This is a genomic window from Nonomuraea sp. NPDC004186 (genome assembly GCF_053603495.1).
Genome location: NZ_JBSGFQ010000002.1, coordinates 45,072 through 61,914, shown reverse-complemented (window position 1 = coordinate 61,914; position 16,843 = coordinate 45,072). Strand labels below are relative to the sequence as shown.

18 protein-coding genes are annotated in these 16,843 nt (G+C 71.6%); 14 read left to right on the top strand and 4 right to left on the bottom strand.

What is annotated here, in order from left to right; translation table 11 throughout:
• Nucleotides 1-2 precede the first annotated feature (2 nt).
• Entirely contained in the window at nt 3-1,211 is a 1,209-nt protein-coding gene (locus ACWEPL_RS01880; RefSeq protein WP_363976030.1) for an MFS transporter, read from the top strand.
• A gap of 32 nt (nt 1,212-1,243) precedes the next feature.
• On the opposite strand, the gene cofC is transcribed toward ACWEPL_RS01880, so the two are convergent.
• Nucleotides 1,244-1,879, bottom strand: coding sequence for a 2-phospho-L-lactate guanylyltransferase (gene cofC, locus ACWEPL_RS01875; RefSeq protein ID WP_363976027.1), 636 nt, complete (start codon nt 1,877-1,879; stop codon nt 1,244-1,246).
• Nucleotides 1,880-1,959: 80 nt separating this feature from the next.
• On the opposite strand from cofC, the gene ACWEPL_RS01870 reads away from it, so the two are divergent.
• From ACWEPL_RS01870 to ACWEPL_RS01860, 3 genes are all read left to right on the top strand, one after another.
• Complete coding sequence (locus ACWEPL_RS01870; protein ID WP_363976024.1) at nt 1,960-2,670, top strand: lysophospholipid acyltransferase family protein; 711 nt, start codon at nt 1,960-1,962, stop codon at nt 2,668-2,670.
• Between the two features lie 4 nt (nt 2,671-2,674).
• The gene (locus tag ACWEPL_RS01865) at nt 2,675-3,685 is read left to right on the top strand and encodes an NAD(P)H-dependent glycerol-3-phosphate dehydrogenase (RefSeq protein ID WP_363976021.1); all 1,011 of its coding nucleotides are present in this window, start codon (nt 2,675-2,677) and stop codon (nt 3,683-3,685) included.
• Nucleotides 3,686-3,757: 72 nt separating this feature from the next.
• Nucleotides 3,758-4,852 carry a D-alanine--D-alanine ligase family protein gene (locus ACWEPL_RS01860; protein WP_363976018.1) on the top strand — a complete coding sequence of 365 codons (1,095 nt, stop codon included), beginning with the start codon at nt 3,758-3,760 and terminating at the stop codon, nt 4,850-4,852.
• A gap of 10 nt (nt 4,853-4,862) precedes the next feature.
• Here the strand turns inward: ACWEPL_RS01860 and ACWEPL_RS01855 are convergent, their stop codons facing one another.
• Both ACWEPL_RS01855 and ACWEPL_RS01850 read right to left on the bottom strand, forming a co-directional pair.
• Complete coding sequence (locus tag ACWEPL_RS01855) at nt 4,863-5,294, bottom strand: DUF3515 family protein (RefSeq protein ID WP_350729718.1); 432 nt, start codon at nt 5,292-5,294, stop codon at nt 4,863-4,865.
• Between the two features lie 13 nt (nt 5,295-5,307).
• The gene (locus tag ACWEPL_RS01850) at nt 5,308-5,541 is read right to left on the bottom strand and encodes an Lrp/AsnC family transcriptional regulator (protein WP_106249262.1); all 234 of its coding nucleotides are present in this window, start codon (nt 5,539-5,541) and stop codon (nt 5,308-5,310) included.
• 47 nt (nt 5,542-5,588) lie between these two features.
• Between ACWEPL_RS01850 and ACWEPL_RS01845 the strand changes: the two genes are divergently transcribed.
• The 3 genes from ACWEPL_RS01845 (at nt 5,589) to thiD (ending at nt 9,252) form a co-directional block, all read left to right on the top strand.
• Entirely contained in the window at nt 5,589-6,554 is a 966-nt protein-coding gene (locus tag ACWEPL_RS01845; RefSeq protein ID WP_363976013.1) for a thiamine-phosphate kinase, read from the top strand.
• Nucleotides 6,555-6,823: 269 nt separating this feature from the next.
• Nucleotides 6,824-8,440 (top strand): hypothetical protein, encoded by a 1,617-nt coding sequence (locus tag ACWEPL_RS01840; protein ID WP_452434718.1) that lies wholly within the window; start codon nt 6,824-6,826, stop codon nt 8,438-8,440.
• Nucleotides 8,441-8,448: 8 nt separating this feature from the next.
• Nucleotides 8,449-9,252: a bifunctional hydroxymethylpyrimidine kinase/phosphomethylpyrimidine kinase gene (gene thiD / locus ACWEPL_RS01835; protein ID WP_363976007.1), complete on the top strand. Its 804-nt coding sequence runs from the start codon at nt 8,449-8,451 to the stop codon at nt 9,250-9,252.
• A 79-nt stretch (nt 9,253-9,331) separates the two neighbouring features.
• On the opposite strand, the gene rpmB is transcribed toward thiD, so the two are convergent.
• Entirely contained in the window at nt 9,332-9,517 is a 186-nt protein-coding gene (gene rpmB, locus ACWEPL_RS01830) for a 50S ribosomal protein L28 (RefSeq protein ID WP_043618345.1), read from the bottom strand.
• Nucleotides 9,518-9,724: 207 nt separating this feature from the next.
• Here rpmB and ACWEPL_RS01825 point away from each other — a divergent pair, with 207 nt between their 5' ends.
• From ACWEPL_RS01825 to rnc, 7 genes are all read left to right on the top strand, one after another.
• Nucleotides 9,725-11,272 (top strand): DAK2 domain-containing protein, encoded by a 1,548-nt coding sequence (locus tag ACWEPL_RS01825; protein ID WP_452434716.1) that lies wholly within the window; start codon nt 9,725-9,727, stop codon nt 11,270-11,272.
• A 49-nt stretch (nt 11,273-11,321) separates the two neighbouring features.
• Nucleotides 11,322-13,496: an ATP-dependent DNA helicase RecG gene (recG, locus tag ACWEPL_RS01820; RefSeq protein WP_452434714.1), complete on the top strand. Its 2,175-nt coding sequence runs from the start codon at nt 11,322-11,324 to the stop codon at nt 13,494-13,496.
• 514 nt (nt 13,497-14,010) lie between these two features.
• Nucleotides 14,011-14,577: a 16S rRNA (guanine(966)-N(2))-methyltransferase RsmD gene (gene rsmD, locus ACWEPL_RS01815; RefSeq protein ID WP_350729731.1), complete on the top strand. Its 567-nt coding sequence runs from the start codon at nt 14,011-14,013 to the stop codon at nt 14,575-14,577.
• A 14-nt stretch (nt 14,578-14,591) separates the two neighbouring features.
• On the top strand, nt 14,592-15,068 hold the full coding sequence (gene coaD / locus ACWEPL_RS01810; protein ID WP_185068071.1) for a pantetheine-phosphate adenylyltransferase: 477 nt from the start codon (nt 14,592-14,594) through the stop codon (nt 15,066-15,068).
• 53 nt (nt 15,069-15,121) lie between these two features.
• The gene (locus tag ACWEPL_RS01805) at nt 15,122-15,691 is read left to right on the top strand and encodes a YceD family protein (RefSeq protein ID WP_452434912.1); all 570 of its coding nucleotides are present in this window, start codon (nt 15,122-15,124) and stop codon (nt 15,689-15,691) included.
• A 1-nt stretch (nt 15,692) separates the two neighbouring features.
• Complete coding sequence (gene rpmF, locus ACWEPL_RS01800) at nt 15,693-15,872, top strand: 50S ribosomal protein L32 (protein WP_139632166.1); 180 nt, start codon at nt 15,693-15,695, stop codon at nt 15,870-15,872.
• Between the two features lie 216 nt (nt 15,873-16,088).
• A complete protein-coding gene (gene rnc / locus ACWEPL_RS01795; RefSeq protein ID WP_363976698.1) occupies nt 16,089-16,808 on the top strand; it encodes a ribonuclease III in 720 nt (239 codons plus the stop codon).
• Nucleotides 16,809-16,843: the final 35 nt, after the last annotated feature.

Here is a 16,843-nt window from a genome sequence, read left to right as displayed (position 1 = left end):
ACATGGGACGTACGGGCGATTTCTGGCGGTTCGCGTGGGCGAACGCCATCACGCAGTTGGGCACGCAGGTCACGGTCGTGGCCCTGCCCCTGGCAGCGCTCCTCGCCCTGGACGCCGGAGCCTTCCAGCTCGGCCTGCTGTCGGCGGCCCAGATGCTCGCCTTCCTGCTGATCGGGCTGCCCGCGGGCGTGTGGGTGGACCGGTCGCGGCGCCGCCCGATCCTCATCTGGTCCGACCTCGCGCGTGGCGTGGCGCTGCTGTCGGTCCCGGTGGCGGCCTGGCTCGACGTGCTGACGCTGCCGCAGCTGTACGCGGTCGCCCTGGTGCTGGGCGTGGGCACGGTCTTCTTCGACGTCGCCCACATGAGCTTCCTGCCCGCCATCGTGACCAAGGAGCGCCTCGAACGCGGCAACGGCGTCCTGGAGGTCACCAGGAACACCTCGCTGCTCGCCGGACCGGGCGTCGGCGGCTGGGCGGTGGCCGTGTTCACCGCGCCGATCGCGCTGCTCGCCGACGCCGTCAGCTACCTCCTCTCCGCGTTCCTGCTGTGGGGCGTGCGCGCCGAGGAGAGCCCGCGGCGCGGCGAGCGGAGGCTGCGCCAGGAGGTGGCGGAGGGCATCAGGTTCGTCGCGGGAGAGCGGGTGCTGCGCAGGGTCGCGATCGTGGGCGCGCTCGTCATGGCGGCCAACGGCATCGCGGCCGTCGGACTGCCGCTCTACCTGGTCAAGGAGCTGGGGGTCGGCTCCGCCCAGTACGGGCTGCTGCTGTCGGCCGCCGCCGTCGGCTCCCTCGTGGGCGCCGCGCTGGTGGCCCGCCTCACCGCGCGCTTCGGCAGCGGCCCCACCCTGTACGGCTCCGCCGTCCTGGCGGCCGTGCTCTACCTGCCCGCGCTGGCGACCGGCCCCGGTTGGCAGCTGCTGATCTTCCCGGCGGCCTCGTCGCTGTTCGGCGCGGTCAGCTCGATCTTCGGCGTGGCCCAGCTCAGCTACCGCCAGCGCATCACGCCCGACCACCTGATGGGCCGGGTCAACGCCAGCATGCGCTTCCTGATGTGGGGGGCGTACCCGCTGGGCGGGCTGGTCGGCGGCGCGTTGGGGGAGTGGCTCGGCGGCTACGCGGCCTTCGCCGCGGCCGTGGCCCTGATGAGCCTGGCGCACCTGGCGGTGGCGACCTCGCCCGCCATCATGAAGACCTCCGCGAGCACTTCATGAGCCCGCGGCAGGAAAACCGGAGCCCAGCCGTCTCATGAGCCGGGCCACAGCTCGGCGACCACCGCGGCCGTGTGGCGGCCGAGGCCCAGCGCGATCGCCGCGCGCAGGTCGTCGGGCGTGTCCACGTCCCGCCGCACCGAGTCGATCCCCGTCAGGCACAGCTCCTTGGCCCCGCCCGCCAGGTGCTTGGCCCGCGACTCCCCGCCGAACCTCGGCGTGAACGGCATCCCCGGCCGCACCCCGTAGAAGGTCGTCCCGACGTCGAGCGCGTCCGGCACGAAGGACTGGTCGAACTCGGCGGCGGCCTCCAGCGCCGTCCCCAGCTCCGGCGACCGCAGCGCGGGCAGGTCCGCCTGGAGCGCCCCCACCGCGTCGCCCGGCGCGACGCGTACGGCATGGGCGGCCCCGGTGCGCAGGGCGGTGTTCAGGCCGCGGTCCGGGTCGGGCACCACCTCGGCCCCCAGCGCGCCCAGGGGCCCGGCCGCGGCGGGATCGGCCGTCACCACGATCACCCGGGCGACCCGCGCGCACGAGAGCGCCGCCGCCACCGTGTCACTCGCCACGGCCACGGCCAGCCTGGTCCGGTGCGGGCCCGTGGCCGCCGCCAGCCTCGTCTTCGCCGCGACCAGCGTCTTCACCGGGATGACCAGGGACCAGCGGATGCTCATAGTCTTAAGCATCCCGCCTCGACATCCCGCGCGGCCAACCGGGAGACTTGGGGCGCATCCCGTACGTGTTGGAGGAGACCATGAGCCGCCCCGCGCGACCATCGCGTTTCTGGGAAACCCTGGCAGTCGTCATCGTGAAACCGCTGTCCTGGCTCCTGGTCAAGAGGGACTGGCGTCGTGGGGAGCGCATCCCGCGCACCGGCGGCGTGATCATCGCGACCAATCACCTCTCCTGGACTGATCCTGTCCTGCTGTCGCACTTCCTCTACAACAACGGGCGCTGGCCGGTAATCCTGGCCAAGGCCGCTCTGTTCAAGGTGCCGTTCCTGGGCAGGGCGGTGACGGGGCTCCTGGCCATCCCCGTCGACCGGGGCAGCGCCGAGGCGGCGAAGTCCCTGCACATCTCGGCCCAGCGACTCGAGGCCGGCGCCGCGATCCTGTTCTACCCCGAGGGCACCTGCACCCGCGATCCCGACCTGTGGCCCATGGTGGGCAAGACGGGCGCGGCCCGGCTGGCGCTGGAGAGCGGCGCGCCGGTCATCCCGGTGGCCCACTGGGGCGCGCATGAGTTGCTGCCGTACGGGGAGAAGAAGCCCAGGCTGTTCCCGCGCAAGACGTTCCGCGTGACGGTGGGCCCACCGGTGGACCTGTCGAAGTACCAGGGCCGGCCGCTGCAGGCGGAGGTGTTGCGCGCGGCGACGGCCGACATCACGGCCGCGATCACCCAGCAGCTCGCCGAGCTGCGTGGCGAGAAGGCCCCCGAGACTCCCTACGATCCGGCCAAGGAGTGATGGCATGACAAAGGTGGCCGTTTTCGGGACGGGCTCGTGGGGGACCACGTTCGCGACGATCCTGGCCGAGGCAGGCAACGAGGTCATGCTCTGGGGCCGCAGACGGGAGCTGGTCGAGGCGATCGACCGCGACCACGTCAACCCCGACTACCTGCCGGGCCTCCCCCTCCCGGAGAAGCTGCGCGCCACGACCGACCCGGCCCGGGCGCTCGAAGGGGCCGAGTTCGTGGTGCTGGCGGTGCCGTCGCAGCAGCTGCGGCCCAACCTGGCCGCCTGGCGCGAGCACATCCCGCCGAACGCCGTCCTGGTGAGCCTGATGAAGGGCATCGAGCTGGGCACGACCAAGCGGATGAGCGAGGTGATCCGCGAGGTCGCCGAGGTGCCCGAGGAGCGGGTCGCGGTCGTCTCAGGCCCCAACCTGGCCAAGGAGATAGCCGAACGCCAGCCCGCCGCCACCGTCGTCGCCTGCACCGACGAGTCGGTCGCCGCCCGATTGCAGGCGATCTGCCACCTGCCGCCGTGGTTCCGCCCGTACACCAACCACGACGTGGTCGGCGTCGAGCTGGGCGGCGCGGTGAAGAACGTGATCGCCCTGGCCGTGGGCGTCTCCGCGGGCATGGGCATGGGCGACAACGTCGGCGCCATGCTCATCACCAGGGGGCTGGCCGAGATCTCCCGCCTGGGCGCGGCCCTGGGGGCCGACCAGCACACGTTCGCGGGGCTCGCGGGCATGGGGGACCTCGTGGCGACCTGCACGTCGCCGCTGTCGCGCAACCGCACCTTCGGCGAGAACCTGGGCAGGGGCATGACCCTCGCCGAGGTCGTGGCCGCCACCAAGCAGACCGCCGAGGGCGTGAAGTCCTGCGAGTCCGTGCTGGAGCTGGCCAGGAAGCACGACGTCGAGATGCCGATCACCGAGGTCGTCGTCGGGGTCGTCCACGACGGCATGTCCCCGGCGGAGGCGGGCATGTTGCTCATGTCCCGATCGCCCAAACCGGAGCGGTACGGCGTGTAAGGATGGGAGAAAGTCCTGATTACGGCGTGCTCGGCTCGCTGTGACCCGGACACCCCGGTAGATTCGGACACCATGAGCAAGCCACGCGTCGCCGTTGTTTTCGGAGGCCGCAATTCGGAGCACGCCGTGTCCCTGATGGGCGCGGGCAGTGTGCTGGATGCGATCGACAGGAGCAAGTACGAGGTGATCCCCATCGGGATCGCCCAGGACGGCAGGTGGGTGCTGGCGGCTTCGGACCAGCGGTTCGCCATCGAGTCGGGCGAGCTGCCGGTCGTCGACACCTCGGGCGCGGCGCTGGCGCTGCCGTCCGGTGGGAGTTCGCTGGTGGCGTACGACCCCGGCAGCATCCCCGTGGAGCTCGGCTCGGTGGACGTGGTGTTCCCCGTGATGCACGGCCCGTTCGCCGAGGACGGCACCATCCAGGGACTGCTCGAGATGGCCGGGGTGCGCTATGTCGGCTCGGGCGTGCTGGCCAGCGCGGTGGGCATGGACAAGGCCCACATGAAGACCGTCATGGCCGCCGCCGGGCTGCCGATCGGCCGCCACGTCGTCGTACGCGACCGCGACTGGCGGCTCGACCGCGACCGCGTGCTGAAGGAGGCGGAGGGGCTCGGCTGGCCCGTGTTCGTCAAGCCCGCCAGGGCCGGGTCCTCGCAGGGCATCTCCAAGGCCCACGACCTGGGCGAGCTGGAGGCGGCCGTCGAGGTCGCCAGGCAGCACGACCCCAAGGTGCTCATCGAGGCCGCCATCGTCGGCCGCGAGATCGAGTGCGCGGTGCTGGAGTCGCTCGGCGACGAGCCCGCGGTCGCGTCGCGGCCCGGCGAGGTGAAGGTCGAGGGCGGCCAGGAGTTCTTCGACTTCGAGGCGAAGTACTACCCGGACCAGATGTCGCTCACCGTGCCCGCCGACCTCCCCGAGGAGGCGGCCGAGCAGCTGCGGGCCATGGCGGTGCGCGCGTTCGAGGCGCTCGACTGCGAGGGGCTCGCGCGGGTCGACTTCTTCTACACGCCCGAGGGCCACCTGATCTTCAACGAGATCAACACCATGCCCGGGTTCACGTCGCTGTCGGTGGCGCCGCAGCTCTGGGCCGCCTCGGGGCTGGACTACCCGGCGCTGGTCGACCGGCTCATCCAGCTCGCGCTGTCGCGCTCGGCGGGCCTGCGTTGAGATCGCGCGGTCACTGGGACGAGGGCGAGACCTGGGCGATCGGCTTCGACAGGTCCGCCAGCACCTCGGCGGCCACGTGCTCGCCGCCGACCGTGACCTCCACGTAGGCCGCGTCCGTGACCGCGGTGAACAACGTGGGCCTGTCGGGGTCGGCGAACCAGCCCACCCCGCCGATCTCCTGGAGCTGGTCGGTGGGTGCCATCCTGGCCGGCCTGGGCACGCCGCAGCGCAGCGCGATGACCCCGTCGCCCCAGACGGCCACGTACGGCGACTCGGGCGTGGACGTGCCACGCCGGTCGCCGTCGAGCGTCTGGGGCAGCAGCGTCGCCAGCTTGCCGCAGGCTGTCACCGCCTCACCCGTCGGTTTGGGCGGCTCGACCTGTACGGTGCCGCCGCAACCGGCGAGCGCGAGGAGAACGAGCAGGGCGGCGGCGGCACGCATGCGACGACTACCTTTAAATGTGGACGATCGGACACGTAAGAGTACGCGTGATCCCTTCCACCGCCTGAATCTGTGCCACCACGAGCTTGCCCAGCTCGTCGACGTTGTTGGCCTCCGCGCGCACGATCACGTCGTAGGGCCCCGTCACGTCTTCCGCTTGAGTGACCCCGGGAATCCCGGAAATCTCGCGAGCCACGGCAGCGGCCTTGCCGACCTCGGTCTGGATAAGGATGTAGGCCTGCACCATCACGTCCTCCCGGGCGATTGGATCACGCCGAAGGGCCACCGTACCCTGTGTGCGTCAGGAGGTGCGTCATCACAGTCGGAGATCTCGGCGAATTCGGAGTGATAAATCGGATTACCGGTCGTCTGCCCCAGGGTGCGGCGGTAATGCTCGGTCCGGGTGACGACGCCGCCGTGGTCAGCGCGCCTGACGGCCGGGTTGTGGTCTCAACGGATTTGCTGATCGAGGGTAGACATTTTCGGCGGGATTGGTCCAGCGGTTACGACGTGGGTCGTAAGGCCGCCGCCCAGAACCTCGCCGACGTGGCCGCCATGGGCGCCGTGCCGACGTCCCTCGTGGTCGGGCTGGGCATGCCCGCCGACCTGCCGCTGGCGTGGCTCGACGGGCTGACGGACGGGTTCCGCGACGAGTGCGCGGTGGTCGGGGCGAGCGTCGCCGGGGGCGACATCACGCGGTGCGACCTGGTGGTCATCGGGGTTACCGCGCTGGGCGACCTGGGCGGGCGGGCTCCCGTGACGCGCTCCGGCGCCCGGCCCGGGCAGGTCGTGGCGGTGACCGGGCGGCTGGGCTATGCCGCCGCCGGGTGGGCGCTGCTGGAGGCGGGCGTGCCGGAGAACCCCGTCCTGGAGGAGGTCGTGGTCGCGCATCGGCGGCCCAGCCCTCCGTACGCGATGGGGCCGGGGGCGGCCGAGCTGGGCGCGAGCGCGATGCTGGACGTCAGCGACGGGCTGCTGCAGGACCTCGGCCACGTCGCCGAGGCCAGCGGCGTGCGCATCGAGCTGGATCCGCGGGCCTTCGCCGTGGGGGAGCCGGTTTCGGTCGCGGCCAAGGAACTTGGGGTCGATCCGCTGGAGTGGGTGCTCACGGGTGGTGAGGATCACGCGCTCGCGGCGGTCTTCCCCGCAGAGGTGAGTCTGCCGCCGTCGTGGCAGGTCGTGGGCCGGGTGATCGAGGGCGAAGGTGTGCTGGTTCATGGGCGTGAGATAGGCCACCGTGGGTGGGATCACTTTCGGTGATGACTTGTCCCGATTTGAGTAACATTTTCCGGATTTGTGGTGGGACTCCGGGGATTGCTGTGACAACGGTGTCGCAAAGGTGTTATGAAGATTGGCGGCCACTGTAACCGCGAGAAAGGGCAGCCATGGGCCGCCACGGCACAGGTGGATCCGACGACGGGGATGAACGGGGGAACAACAGCGCATTCTGGGGTCCTGACGAGCAGGCCGAGCCGCCCGGCTGGCCTTCGCTGCCGGACGAACCCGAGGTGACGGGCCAGTGGGCTCCCATGCCGCGGCGCACTGACGGACCGCTTCCGCGCGGGCCGCAGTCCGAGCCGTTCGAGACCACCGGTGCCTTCGCGCTGCCCAACAACTCCGACGGCGGCTTCCCCCCGGCCAACGACCCCGTGCATGGCTTCCCGCAGCCGGGTCCTGGGGAGGCCGGGCCGTTCGAGACGACGGGCGCCTTCGCCCGGCCGCCGGAGTGGGGCCAGCCGGGCGACCGCCCTTTTGACGCTCCCGGTCCCTTCGACGGGCCCATGGAGCGCACGGCCTTCTTCGACGGCCCCGGCAATGCGGGCGCACCCGCCAGGCGGGGCCCTTTCGACGCCGCGGCTCCCATGGAGGGGCCCGCCGAGCGTACGGCCTTCTTCGGCGGCCCGGACGCTCCGCCCGGCCCTGGAGGTCCGGGTCCGGCCGGCGGTCGAGGCCCCTTTGAGGCGTCTGGCCCCTTTGACGGGCCCATGGAGCGTACGGCCTTCTTCGACGGCCCCGACGTGCCGGGTGGCGCCTTCGGCGGACCACCTCCCGGCGACCGGCCCGGGCCGTTCGACGGGCCGTTCGACGGGCCCGGTGACCGTACCGGCGCGGTGCCCATGTCGGCCGGGCCGCCCGAGCCCGGGGACGTCAAGGTGGCCGGGGAGCCCACGGCCGTGCAGGCGCCCGCCTGGGCGAACGCCGAGACCGGCTTCCTCGCCTCCGACTGGGCGGCCGACCCCGGCCTCGACGAGCCGGACGAGCCCAAGGGCCGCCGCGGGCGCCGTAAGGGCGGACGCGGCGGCGGCGACGTGCTCACCGCGCCCCCGTCGTCGGGTGGCGGCAAGGGCCGGGTCGCGCTGCTGTCGGTCGCGGCGGTGGCCGTCGTGCTCGGCGGCACCGTGGCGGGCGTCAAGTTCATGAGCTCGTCGGGTACGCCCGACAAGTGCGCGGGCGCGACCTGCGCCGCCGTCCAGGCGACGAACAACCAGCCGGGTCCCGCGGCCTCCCAGCCGACCGAAGAGGAGACCACGCCGGAGGAGGAGCCGTCCGAGGAGGAGTCGGCGGACGAGGAGCCGACGACGTCCAAGACCCCGGCGCCGACGGCCTCGTACAGCGCCCGTACGCCCCCGCGCCGCACCGCCTCCGCGACGCCGACGCCCACCAAGACCAAGGTGAAGACGTCCGCGAAGCCGACGAAGGAGCCGACGCCGCCCGTCGAGGAGCTCGCCACCGAGACGCCGACCGAGGAGCCTTCGACGCTGGACGACGGCGACACCGGCGGGGGGACCAGCAGCGGCGGCAGCACCCCGCTCCCGACCTCCACGAACACGTTCGGGTCCGGCCAGGGCGGCGCGATGAACATCAAGCAGACCATCAAGCAGCGGGTGCTCAGCTACCAGGCCGACATGACGCTCTCGAACACCTCTGGGGAGACGCTGGAGAACCCGACGGTCTCCGTCCCGGTCGAAGGCAAGGTCATGGCCGTGACCGGCGCCCAATGGACGCAGGACGGCGATCTGCTGATCCTCGACCTGTCGGCGTCGCTGTCGGCCGGTGACTCGGTGAACGTCTCGTTCACCGCCACGGGCGAGGGCCAGAAGGCCGCCAACTGCGGGCTGGTCAGCGGGGACTGCGCCATCAGCTGAGTGGTTGGATGGGGGACATGACGGTTTCGACCCCTCCACGCGTGCTGACCGTCGCCGGCTCCGACTCCGGGGGCGGCGCGGGCATCCAGGCCGACCTGAAGACCATGCTCGCCATGGGCGTCCACGGCATGAGCGTCATCGCCGCGGTGACGGCTCAGAACTCCCTGGGCGTCCAGGGCTACTGGGAGCTGCCGCCCGAGGCCGTACGCGCGCAGCTCGACTCGGTCCTGGGCGACATCGGCGCCCAGGCGGTGAAGACCGGCATGCTGGCCTCCCCCGCGCTGGTCGAGGTCGTGGCCGACGCGCTCGGCTCGTACGCCGCGCCCGTGATCGTGGACCCCGTGGGGGTGTCGAAGCACGGTGACCCGCTGCTCGCGCCCGAGGCCGTCGACACGCTGCGGACGCGGCTGCTGCCCGTGGCCACCGTGGTGACGCCGAACCTGTGGGAGGTGGAGCAGCTCACCTCCGTCAAGGTGGAGGACGAGGGCGGGCTGCGGGCGGCGGCCGAGGCCGTTCTGGAGCTCGGGCCCAGGTGGGCGCTGATCAAGGGCGGCCATCTGCCGGGCGCGCCCGTGGATCTGCTCACGGACGGCACGGCCGAATACCGCTTCGCCGCCGAGCGCCTCGACAACCGCCACACCCACGGCACGGGCTGCACGCTGGCCTCGGCGATCGCCTCCCGGCTCGCGCTGGGCGACGACGTGCCGGAGGCGGTGGGGAAGGCGAAGGAGTACGTGACGGGCGCGATCGCGCGGGGTTTCCCTCTGGGAAGCGGCATCGGCCCGGTGGACCACGCCTGGCGCTGGCGCTGACGCTCGGGCCTCAGGGGCCGGAAAACGCGTAAGCCCGCGGCTCCCTCGGGAGCTACGGGCTTACGCGAAAGTGTGGGACCTAGCGGGTGACCTTGCCCGCCTTGATGCACGAGGTGCACACGTTGAGCTTCTTCGGCGTGCCGCCGACGACCGCGCGGACCGTCTGGATGTTGGGGTTCCAACGACGACGGGTACGGCGGTGGGAGTGGGACACGTTGTTGCCGAAGGTCGGGCCCTTGCGGCAGACATCGCAGACGGAAGCCACGGTTCGCTCCTTAAAACAGTCGATGTAGCCCTGTCCGCTGATGCTTTCCGGGCGGAGGGCATGCCGGGACAACCGGCCAGCCAGACGAGAATATCCGATCCACACCGATGGGCGCGAACTGGAACGCTGGACCGGCGGTCCGGCGGCGATATTCTCCATCGACAACCGTAGCGCATCCGGGCCACGCCGGAAGCCGGGAGGGTGCAGATGAAGATCCTCGACCCGCCGGCGGTGCGCCGCTGGGCCCGCCTGGCCGCCGACGCGCTCGGCCGGGCCAGGACCGAGATCGACGCGCTGAACGTGTTCCCCGTGGCCGACGGCGACACCGGCACCAACCTGCACCTGACCATGCTGTCCGCGGCCGAGGCCGTCGAGTCGCTGCCCGACGACGTGGACGCGGCCGTGGTGTGGCAGACGCTCTCGTACGGCGCGCTCGTCGGGGCCCGCGGAAACTCCGGCGTGATCGTCAGCCAGGCGTTACGCGGCCTCGCCGAGGTGCTGAAGGACGGCTCCGACCTGCGGGCCGGGCTGCTCAGGGCCGCCGTGCTGGCCAGGGAGGCGGTGGCCAGGCCGGTGGAGGGCACGGTGCTGAGCGTGCTGGAGTCGGCCGCGCGAGCCGTACAGGACGTGGACGGGGGCGATCTGCGGGCGGTGGCGCGGCAGGCGGCGGGTGAGGCCCGCGCCGCGCTGCGCCGTACGCCTTCCCAGCTGGACGTGCTGGCCCGCAGCGGCGTGGTGGACGCGGGCGGCGCGGGCGCGGCGATCGTGCTGGAGACCCTGGCCTCCGTGATCACCGACTCCTACAGCGATCACTACGACGTGCCCGCGCCGACCTCGCGGGTCGCGCCGATGGCCGAGGTGGGGGCGGGGTACGAGGTGATGTACCTGCTGGACGCCGACGACGCCGCGGTGGCCGCGCTGCGCGAGGAGCTCGACGCCATGGGCGACTCGCTGGTCGTGGTCGGCGGCGGCGGGCTGTGGAACGTGCACGTCCACGTGGCCGAGGCCGGTCCCGCCGTGGAGGCCGGGCTGCGGGCCGGGCGGCCGCATCGGATCAGGATCACGTACCTGGCCGAACGCACCCACCGCGGCAGCGCGGGCCGGGGCGTGGTGGCGGTGGCCGCGGGGGACGGGATCGCGGCGCTGTTCGAGGAGTGCGGCGCGGTCGTGGTACGCCGCGAGCCCGGCACCCGGCCCACCCTGCCCGCCATGCTGGCCGCGATCAGGCAGGCGGGCAGCGAGGTCGCGGTCCTGCCGAACGACGAGGGCGTCAGGTCGGTCGCCGCCGCGGCCGCGGAGATCGCCCGCGAGGACGGGGCCGTGGTCAGCGTGCTGCCGACGAAGGCGACCGTGCAGGGGCTGGCGGCGCTGGCCGTACACGATCCGCTGCGCCGCTTCGACGACGACGTGGTGGCGATGACGGACGCGGCCGGGCACACGCGGTACGGACACGTGACGGTGGCGGACCGGGAGGCGATGACGAGCGCGGGCCTGTGCCGCCCCGGGGACGTGCTCGGCATGATCGACGGGGACGTCGCGGTGATCGGCGGCTCGCTCGACCGCGTGGCCACCGTGGTCGTGGACCGGATGGTGGCCGGCGGCGGCGAGCTGGTGACCTTGGTCACGGGCGCGCAGGCGCCGCCGGAGCTCGCCGCGCGGCTGGAGGAGCAGTTGCGCGGTACGCGGCCCGACGTGGATCTGGTCGTGTACGACGGCGAGCAGGGCGGCTATCCGCTCCTGATCGGCGTGGAGTGACACCGATGAACGGGATTCCTGTCGGGCCGACGCGGTAGAACTTAATGCCGTGAGCCGTTTCGACGAGCCTCTGACGAAGGCGCTCGACCCGAAGACCGCCAAGTTGCTGCACAGCGTGCTCGACCTGGAGACGGTCGGCGACCTGCTGCGCCACTATCCCCGGCGTTACGCCGAGCGCGGCGAGCTGACCACGCTCGACGCGCTGGAGGTCGACGAGCACGTCACCGTGGTCGGCGAGGTGACCAGGCTCATGCGCAAGCCCATGCGCAACCGCGGCGGCACCTGGCTGGAGGTCGAGGTCGTCGACGGCAACGGCAACAGGCTCTACCTGTCGTTCTTCGGCAAGGGCTCCCACGTGGCCGAGACGCGGCTCAAGCCCGGGCAGCGGGGCATGTTCGCGGGCAAGGTGGGGCTGTTCGGGGCGCGGTCGAAGCCGCGCTGGCAGCTCGCGCACCCGGAGTTCGAGCTGTTCGAGGAGGGCGAGGCGAACGCGGAGGAGTTCGCGGCGGCGCCGGTGCCGATCTATCCCGCGGGCAAGGACGTCACGCCGTGGGCGATCAGGCGCGCGGTCGGCGTCGTGCTCGACACGCTGGGCCCGCTCGACGACCCGCTGCCCGCCGAGCTGCGGGCCCGCCACGGGCTGCAGGATCTCGGCGAGGCGCTGGTGGGCATCCACCGGCCGAAGGACTTCGCCGAGGTGGGGCGGGCGCGCAAGCGGCTGAAGTTCGACGAGGCGTTCGTGCTGCAGGCCGTGCTGCTGCGGCGGCGCCGGGCCGCCACCGCCCTGCCCGCCAAGCCCAGGCCGAGGCGCGGCGACGGCCTGCTGACCGACTTCGACGGGCGGCTGCCGTTCTCGCTGACGGAGGGGCAGGCGCAGGTCGGCGAGGAGATCGCCGCCGACCTCGCGCTGGAGCACCCGATGCACCGACTGCTGCAGGGCGAGGTCGGCGCGGGCAAGACGGTGGTGGCGCTGCGGGCGATGCTCCAGGTGGTCGACGCGGGCGGCCAGGCGGCGCTGCTGGCCCCCACGGAGGTGCTGGCCCAGCAGCATCACCGCTCGATCACCGGCATGCTCGGGGATCTGGCGCAGGGGGGCATGTTCGGGGGCACGTCGGTCACGCTGCTGACCGGCTCCATGGGCGCCGCCGCCCGCCGCGCGGCCCTGCTGGACGCCGCCTCGGGCACGGCGGGGATCGTCGTGGGCACGCACGCGCTGCTGCAGGAGCACGTGCAGTTCGCCGACCTGGGGCTGGTCGTGGTGGACGAGCAGCACCGGTTCGGGGTGGAGCAGCGCGACGCCCTGCGCGAGAAGGCGGCCGGCGGCCGTCCGCACGTGCTGGTCATGACGGCCACGCCGATCCCGCGCACGGTCGCCATGACCGTCTTCGGCGACCTGGAGATCTCGACGCTGTCCCAGCTCCCGTCGGGCCGCGCCCCCATCACCACGCACGTCGTCCCGGCCGCCGAGAAGCCCCACTACCTCGAACGCACCTGGCAGCGGGTGCGGGAGGAGGTGGCGCTGGGGCGGCAGGCGTACATCGTGTGCCCGCGCATCGGCGACCTGGAGGGCGACGAGGGCGACCTGGCGGCCGCCGGCGACGACGACCGCCGCCCGCCGCTGGCGGTCCTCGACGTGGCCGAGCTCCTGAAGAGCGGCCCCTTCCACGACCTGCGGGTCGGCACGCTCCATGGCAAGCTCCCGCCGGAGGAGAAGGACGCGATCATGCGCTCCTTCACGCGGGGCGAGCTCGACGTCCTGGTGGCCACCACCGTCATCGAGGTCGGGGTCGACGTCCCCAACTCCTCCGTCATGATCATCATGGACGCCGACCGCTTCGGCGTCTCCCAGCTCCACCAGCTCCGCGGCCGCGTCGGCCGCGGCGGCCTCCCGGGGCTGTGCCTCCTGGTCTCCGACTTCTCCGAGGGCACGCCCGCCCGCGCCCGCCTCGACGCGGTCGCCACCACCCTGGACGGCTTCGAGCTGTCGCGCGTGGACCTGGAGCAACGGCGGGAGGGCGACGTTCTGGGTGCGGCGCAGTCGGGCAAGCGGTCGTCGCTGAAGCTGCTGCAGCTCCTGCGGGACGAGGACGTGATCGCCACGGCCCGCGACGAGGCCGCCGCCCTCCTGGAGGAGGATCCGGACCTGACGTCGTCCGAGGGGTTGCGGGCGGAGATCGCCCGACTGCTGGCGGACGAACGCGCGGAGTACTTGGAGAAGACCTGACCCCCATGGTCGTGACCGCCTGAGCAACCCCCGGGCCGGGGGCAGCGTGCGGCGGTTACGGCGCTTACGGTTGTCCGGCGGCGCGCTGGAGGTTCCGGCACCGGTGAGGCGGGGTGGTGTTCGGCGCGATGCGTGCGGCGGGCCGGGGGCCGGGGTTGGTGGCGGCGAGGGGCGTGTGGCGCTTCGATGGCCAGGCCTGGGTGCCGGTGCGGGGAGGCGGCGTGGGGCGCTTCGGTGGCGCGGTGGGCAGCCTGCCGGCAGTGGAAAAGCCCAGCCGCGGGGACGGCCTCCCCCCGAATGCCGTCCCCGGCTGGGCCCACCCTCGGGTCAGGTGCCGAGGGAACCGGCGTGCGGAAGGGCTCACGATCACGCCGGTCGGCCTTCATGTGGGTCACCTTGAAGGCCGCAGAACTCATCATGCGGGCCCGTCGCGCCGATGTGAATCACCCTTGCGCACTCGAGGCAGACACTTGTCCACTCTTGACCTGCGCGAACATGCGGAACAATGGGTCACATGACGCGGATCATCGCAGGCAGCGCAGGTGGCAGGCGGTTGGCGGTGCCGCCGGGGCGGGGGACGAGACCGACCAGCGACAGGGCCAGAGAAGGGATCTTCTTGACGCTCGACTCCCTGTACGGCCTCACCGGCGCCCGCCTGCTCGACCTGTACGCCGGGTCCGGCGCGATCGGCCTGGAGGCGCTGTCCAGGGGCGCCAAGGAGGCCGTGCTGGTGGAGTCCGACCCCAAGGCCGTCAGGACGATCAAGGCGAACGTCCAGTCGCTGGGCCTCGACGGCGCCAGGGTGATCGCGGACAAGGTCGAGCGCGTGCTCGGCAACCCGCCCGCCGAGCCGTACGACATCGTCTTCGCCGACCCGCCCTACGCCGTGTCCGACGAGGAGGTCCGGCGGACGCTGGAGTCGCTGCGCGACAACGGCTGGCTGCTGGATGAGGCGTTGGTGGCATTCGAGAGGGAAAGCAGGGGAAAGGCACTGATGTGGCCGGAAGGCTACGTTGAGGAGAGGGTCCGTCGTTATGGCGAAGCATCCGTTTGGTACGGTCGCGCCGCCGGGAACCCGTAGACCTGGGAGGCGTCTTGCGCCGCGTAGTCTGCCCGGGGTCGTTCGACCCCATCACCAATGGCCACCTCGACATCATCGGCCGGTCCGCCCGGCTCTATGACGAGGTGACCGTGGCAGTCCTCATCAACGTCGAGAAAAGCAGCCTGTTCACGGTGGACGAACGAATTGAGATCCTGCAGACCGTGACCAAGGAATATCCGAACGTCAAGGTGCGGAAATTCCACGGACTGCTGGTCGACTTCTGCAGGCAGAACGACATCCCCGCCATCGTCAAAGGCATCAGGGTGGTCAGCGACTTCGACTACGAGTTGCAGATGGCGCAGCTCAACTACCGCCTGTCGGGGGTCGAGACGCTGTTCATGCCGACGAACCCCGAATACTCGTTCCTGTCCTCCAGCAGGGTGAAGGAGATCGCCAGGTATGGTGGGGACGTCTCGGGCCTCGTGCCCGATCTCGTGCACAAGCTGCTCATCGAGCGGCTCAGGGGCTGAGCGCGACCTGCTATCCTTTCATTTCGGCCTTGTACGACGGCGATCGTCTCGCCATGCCTAGCGAGAGCAGGATGACTCAGCACCTCGACCCCCGCTCCCCGTGGGTGATCTCAACCCATGACCTGGGAAAGCGGCCGGGCACGATGCGGCAGATGACTCTGACCCTCCCGGCACCGGCGGATCTCGGCGTCGACATGATCGGTGTCCCCAAAGACGCCGAAGTCGAGCTGGACCTCCGGCTCGAAGCAGTGATGGAAGGCGTGCTCGTGTCGGGCACAGCGCAGGCCCCGCTCGCCGGGGAGTGCGCTCGCTGTCTCGACCCCGTCACCTCGGACATCGAGGTTGACCTGCAGGAGCTGTTCTTCTACTCCGACGAGGACGCCTCGGACGAGGATTCGCTGCTCGACGGCGAGCTGCTCGACCTCGAGCCGACGTTCCGCGACGCGGTGGTGCTCGCACTGCCGTTGAGCCCCGTCTGCCGTGAGGACTGCGAAGGGCTCTGCACGGAGTGTGGGATCAAGCTGGCCGAGGCCGGCGAGGACCACCGGCACGAGAAGATCGATGCCCGCTGGGCGTCGTTGCAAGGTCTGATTACCGACAAAGATAACGATCAGGAGAAGTGACGTGGCCGTCCCGAAGCGAAAGATGTCGCGGAGTAACACCCGCCACCGTCGCTCCCAGTGGAAGACGACTGCTGTCGCCCTGGTGAGCTGCCCGCAGTGCCGTTCGCCCAAGCAGCCGCACATCGCGTGCCCCACCTGCGGCACCTACAACCGGCGTCAGGTCATCGAGCCTTCCGCCTGATCCGTCAGCAGTTGACGTGATGCCGACCGGGTGCGATGGTGCCTCGGTCGGCGTTACCGTCTCAGATGCGTGCGGCGGCGGTTCGCCCGCGGCCGTGGTGGACGCCGGGGCTACGCGTTACCCCGACGCCCACCACGTTTTCGGGCATCTTCCGCAGTCGCCACACCATGCGAAGATGTCCGAGGAGGAAAGCACGTGGGCACAGGTCCTAAGCCGGTGGCCGTAGAGGTCGCCCGAGACGAGCTGGAGCGGGTCCTGGCGGTCGGCCTCGACTCCGACATCCTGGAGCGGGCGCTGACCCACCGCTCCTACGCGTACGAGAACGGCGGCCTGCCCACCAACGAGCGCCTGGAGTTCCTGGGCGACTCGGTGCTCGGCCTGGTGGTCACCGACACCCTCTACCGCAACCACCCCGACCTCCCCGAGGGCCAGCTGGCGAAGCTGCGCGCCGCGGTGGTCAACATGCGCGCGCTGGCCGACGTGGCCCGCAACCTGGGCCTGGGCCGGTTCCTGCGGCTCGGCAGGGGCGAGGAGGGCACCGGCGGGCGCGACAAGTCGTCCATCCTGGCCGACACCCTCGAGGCGCTGATCGGCGCGATCTACGTCGACAAGGGGCTCGACGAGGCGTTCCGCGTGGTGCACCTGCTGTTCGACCCGCTGATCGTCCGTTCGGCCTCGCTCGGCGCCGGGCTCGACTGGAAGACCTCCCTGCAGGAGCTGACGGCCTCCGAGGCGCTCGGCGTGCCTGAGTACCACGTCGAGGAGAGCGGTCCCGACCACGCCAAGTCGTTCACGGCGATGGTGCGGGTCGGCGGCGAGTCGTACGGTTCGGGCACCGGGCGCAGCAAGAAGGAGGCCGAGCAGCAGGCGGCCGAGGCGGCCTGGACCCGGATCAGGGCCCGGCGCGAGCAGCGCGAGAGCCAGCCCGCGGGCTGAACGCCCGCCCGGGGCGAGCCACACGAAAGGGTCTG

Coding starts and splice junctions, on each gene's coding strand:
- ACWEPL_RS01880 (WP_363976030.1), top strand. CDS start 3: ATGGGACGTACGGGCGATTTCTGGCGGTTCGCGTGGGCGAACGCCATC.
- cofC (WP_363976027.1), bottom strand. CDS start 1,879: ATGAGCATCCGCTGGTCCCTGGTCATCCCGGTGAAGACGCTGGTCGCG.
- ACWEPL_RS01870 (WP_363976024.1), top strand. CDS start 1,960: ATGAGCCGCCCCGCGCGACCATCGCGTTTCTGGGAAACCCTGGCAGTC.
- ACWEPL_RS01865 (WP_363976021.1), top strand. CDS start 2,675: ATGACAAAGGTGGCCGTTTTCGGGACGGGCTCGTGGGGGACCACGTTC.
- ACWEPL_RS01860 (WP_363976018.1), top strand. CDS start 3,758: ATGAGCAAGCCACGCGTCGCCGTTGTTTTCGGAGGCCGCAATTCGGAG.
- ACWEPL_RS01855 (WP_350729718.1), bottom strand. CDS start 5,294: ATGCGTGCCGCCGCCGCCCTGCTCGTTCTCCTCGCGCTCGCCGGTTGC.
- ACWEPL_RS01850 (WP_106249262.1), bottom strand. CDS start 5,541: ATGGTGCAGGCCTACATCCTTATCCAGACCGAGGTCGGCAAGGCCGCT.
- ACWEPL_RS01840 (WP_452434718.1), top strand. CDS start 6,824: ATGCCGCGGCGCACTGACGGACCGCTTCCGCGCGGGCCGCAGTCCGAG.
- thiD (WP_363976007.1), top strand. CDS start 8,449: ATGGGGGACATGACGGTTTCGACCCCTCCACGCGTGCTGACCGTCGCC.
- ACWEPL_RS01825 (WP_452434716.1), top strand. CDS start 9,725: ATGAAGATCCTCGACCCGCCGGCGGTGCGCCGCTGGGCCCGCCTGGCC.
- rsmD (WP_350729731.1), top strand. CDS start 14,011: ATGACGCGGATCATCGCAGGCAGCGCAGGTGGCAGGCGGTTGGCGGTG.
- ACWEPL_RS01805 (WP_452434912.1), top strand. CDS start 15,122: ATGCCTAGCGAGAGCAGGATGACTCAGCACCTCGACCCCCGCTCCCCG.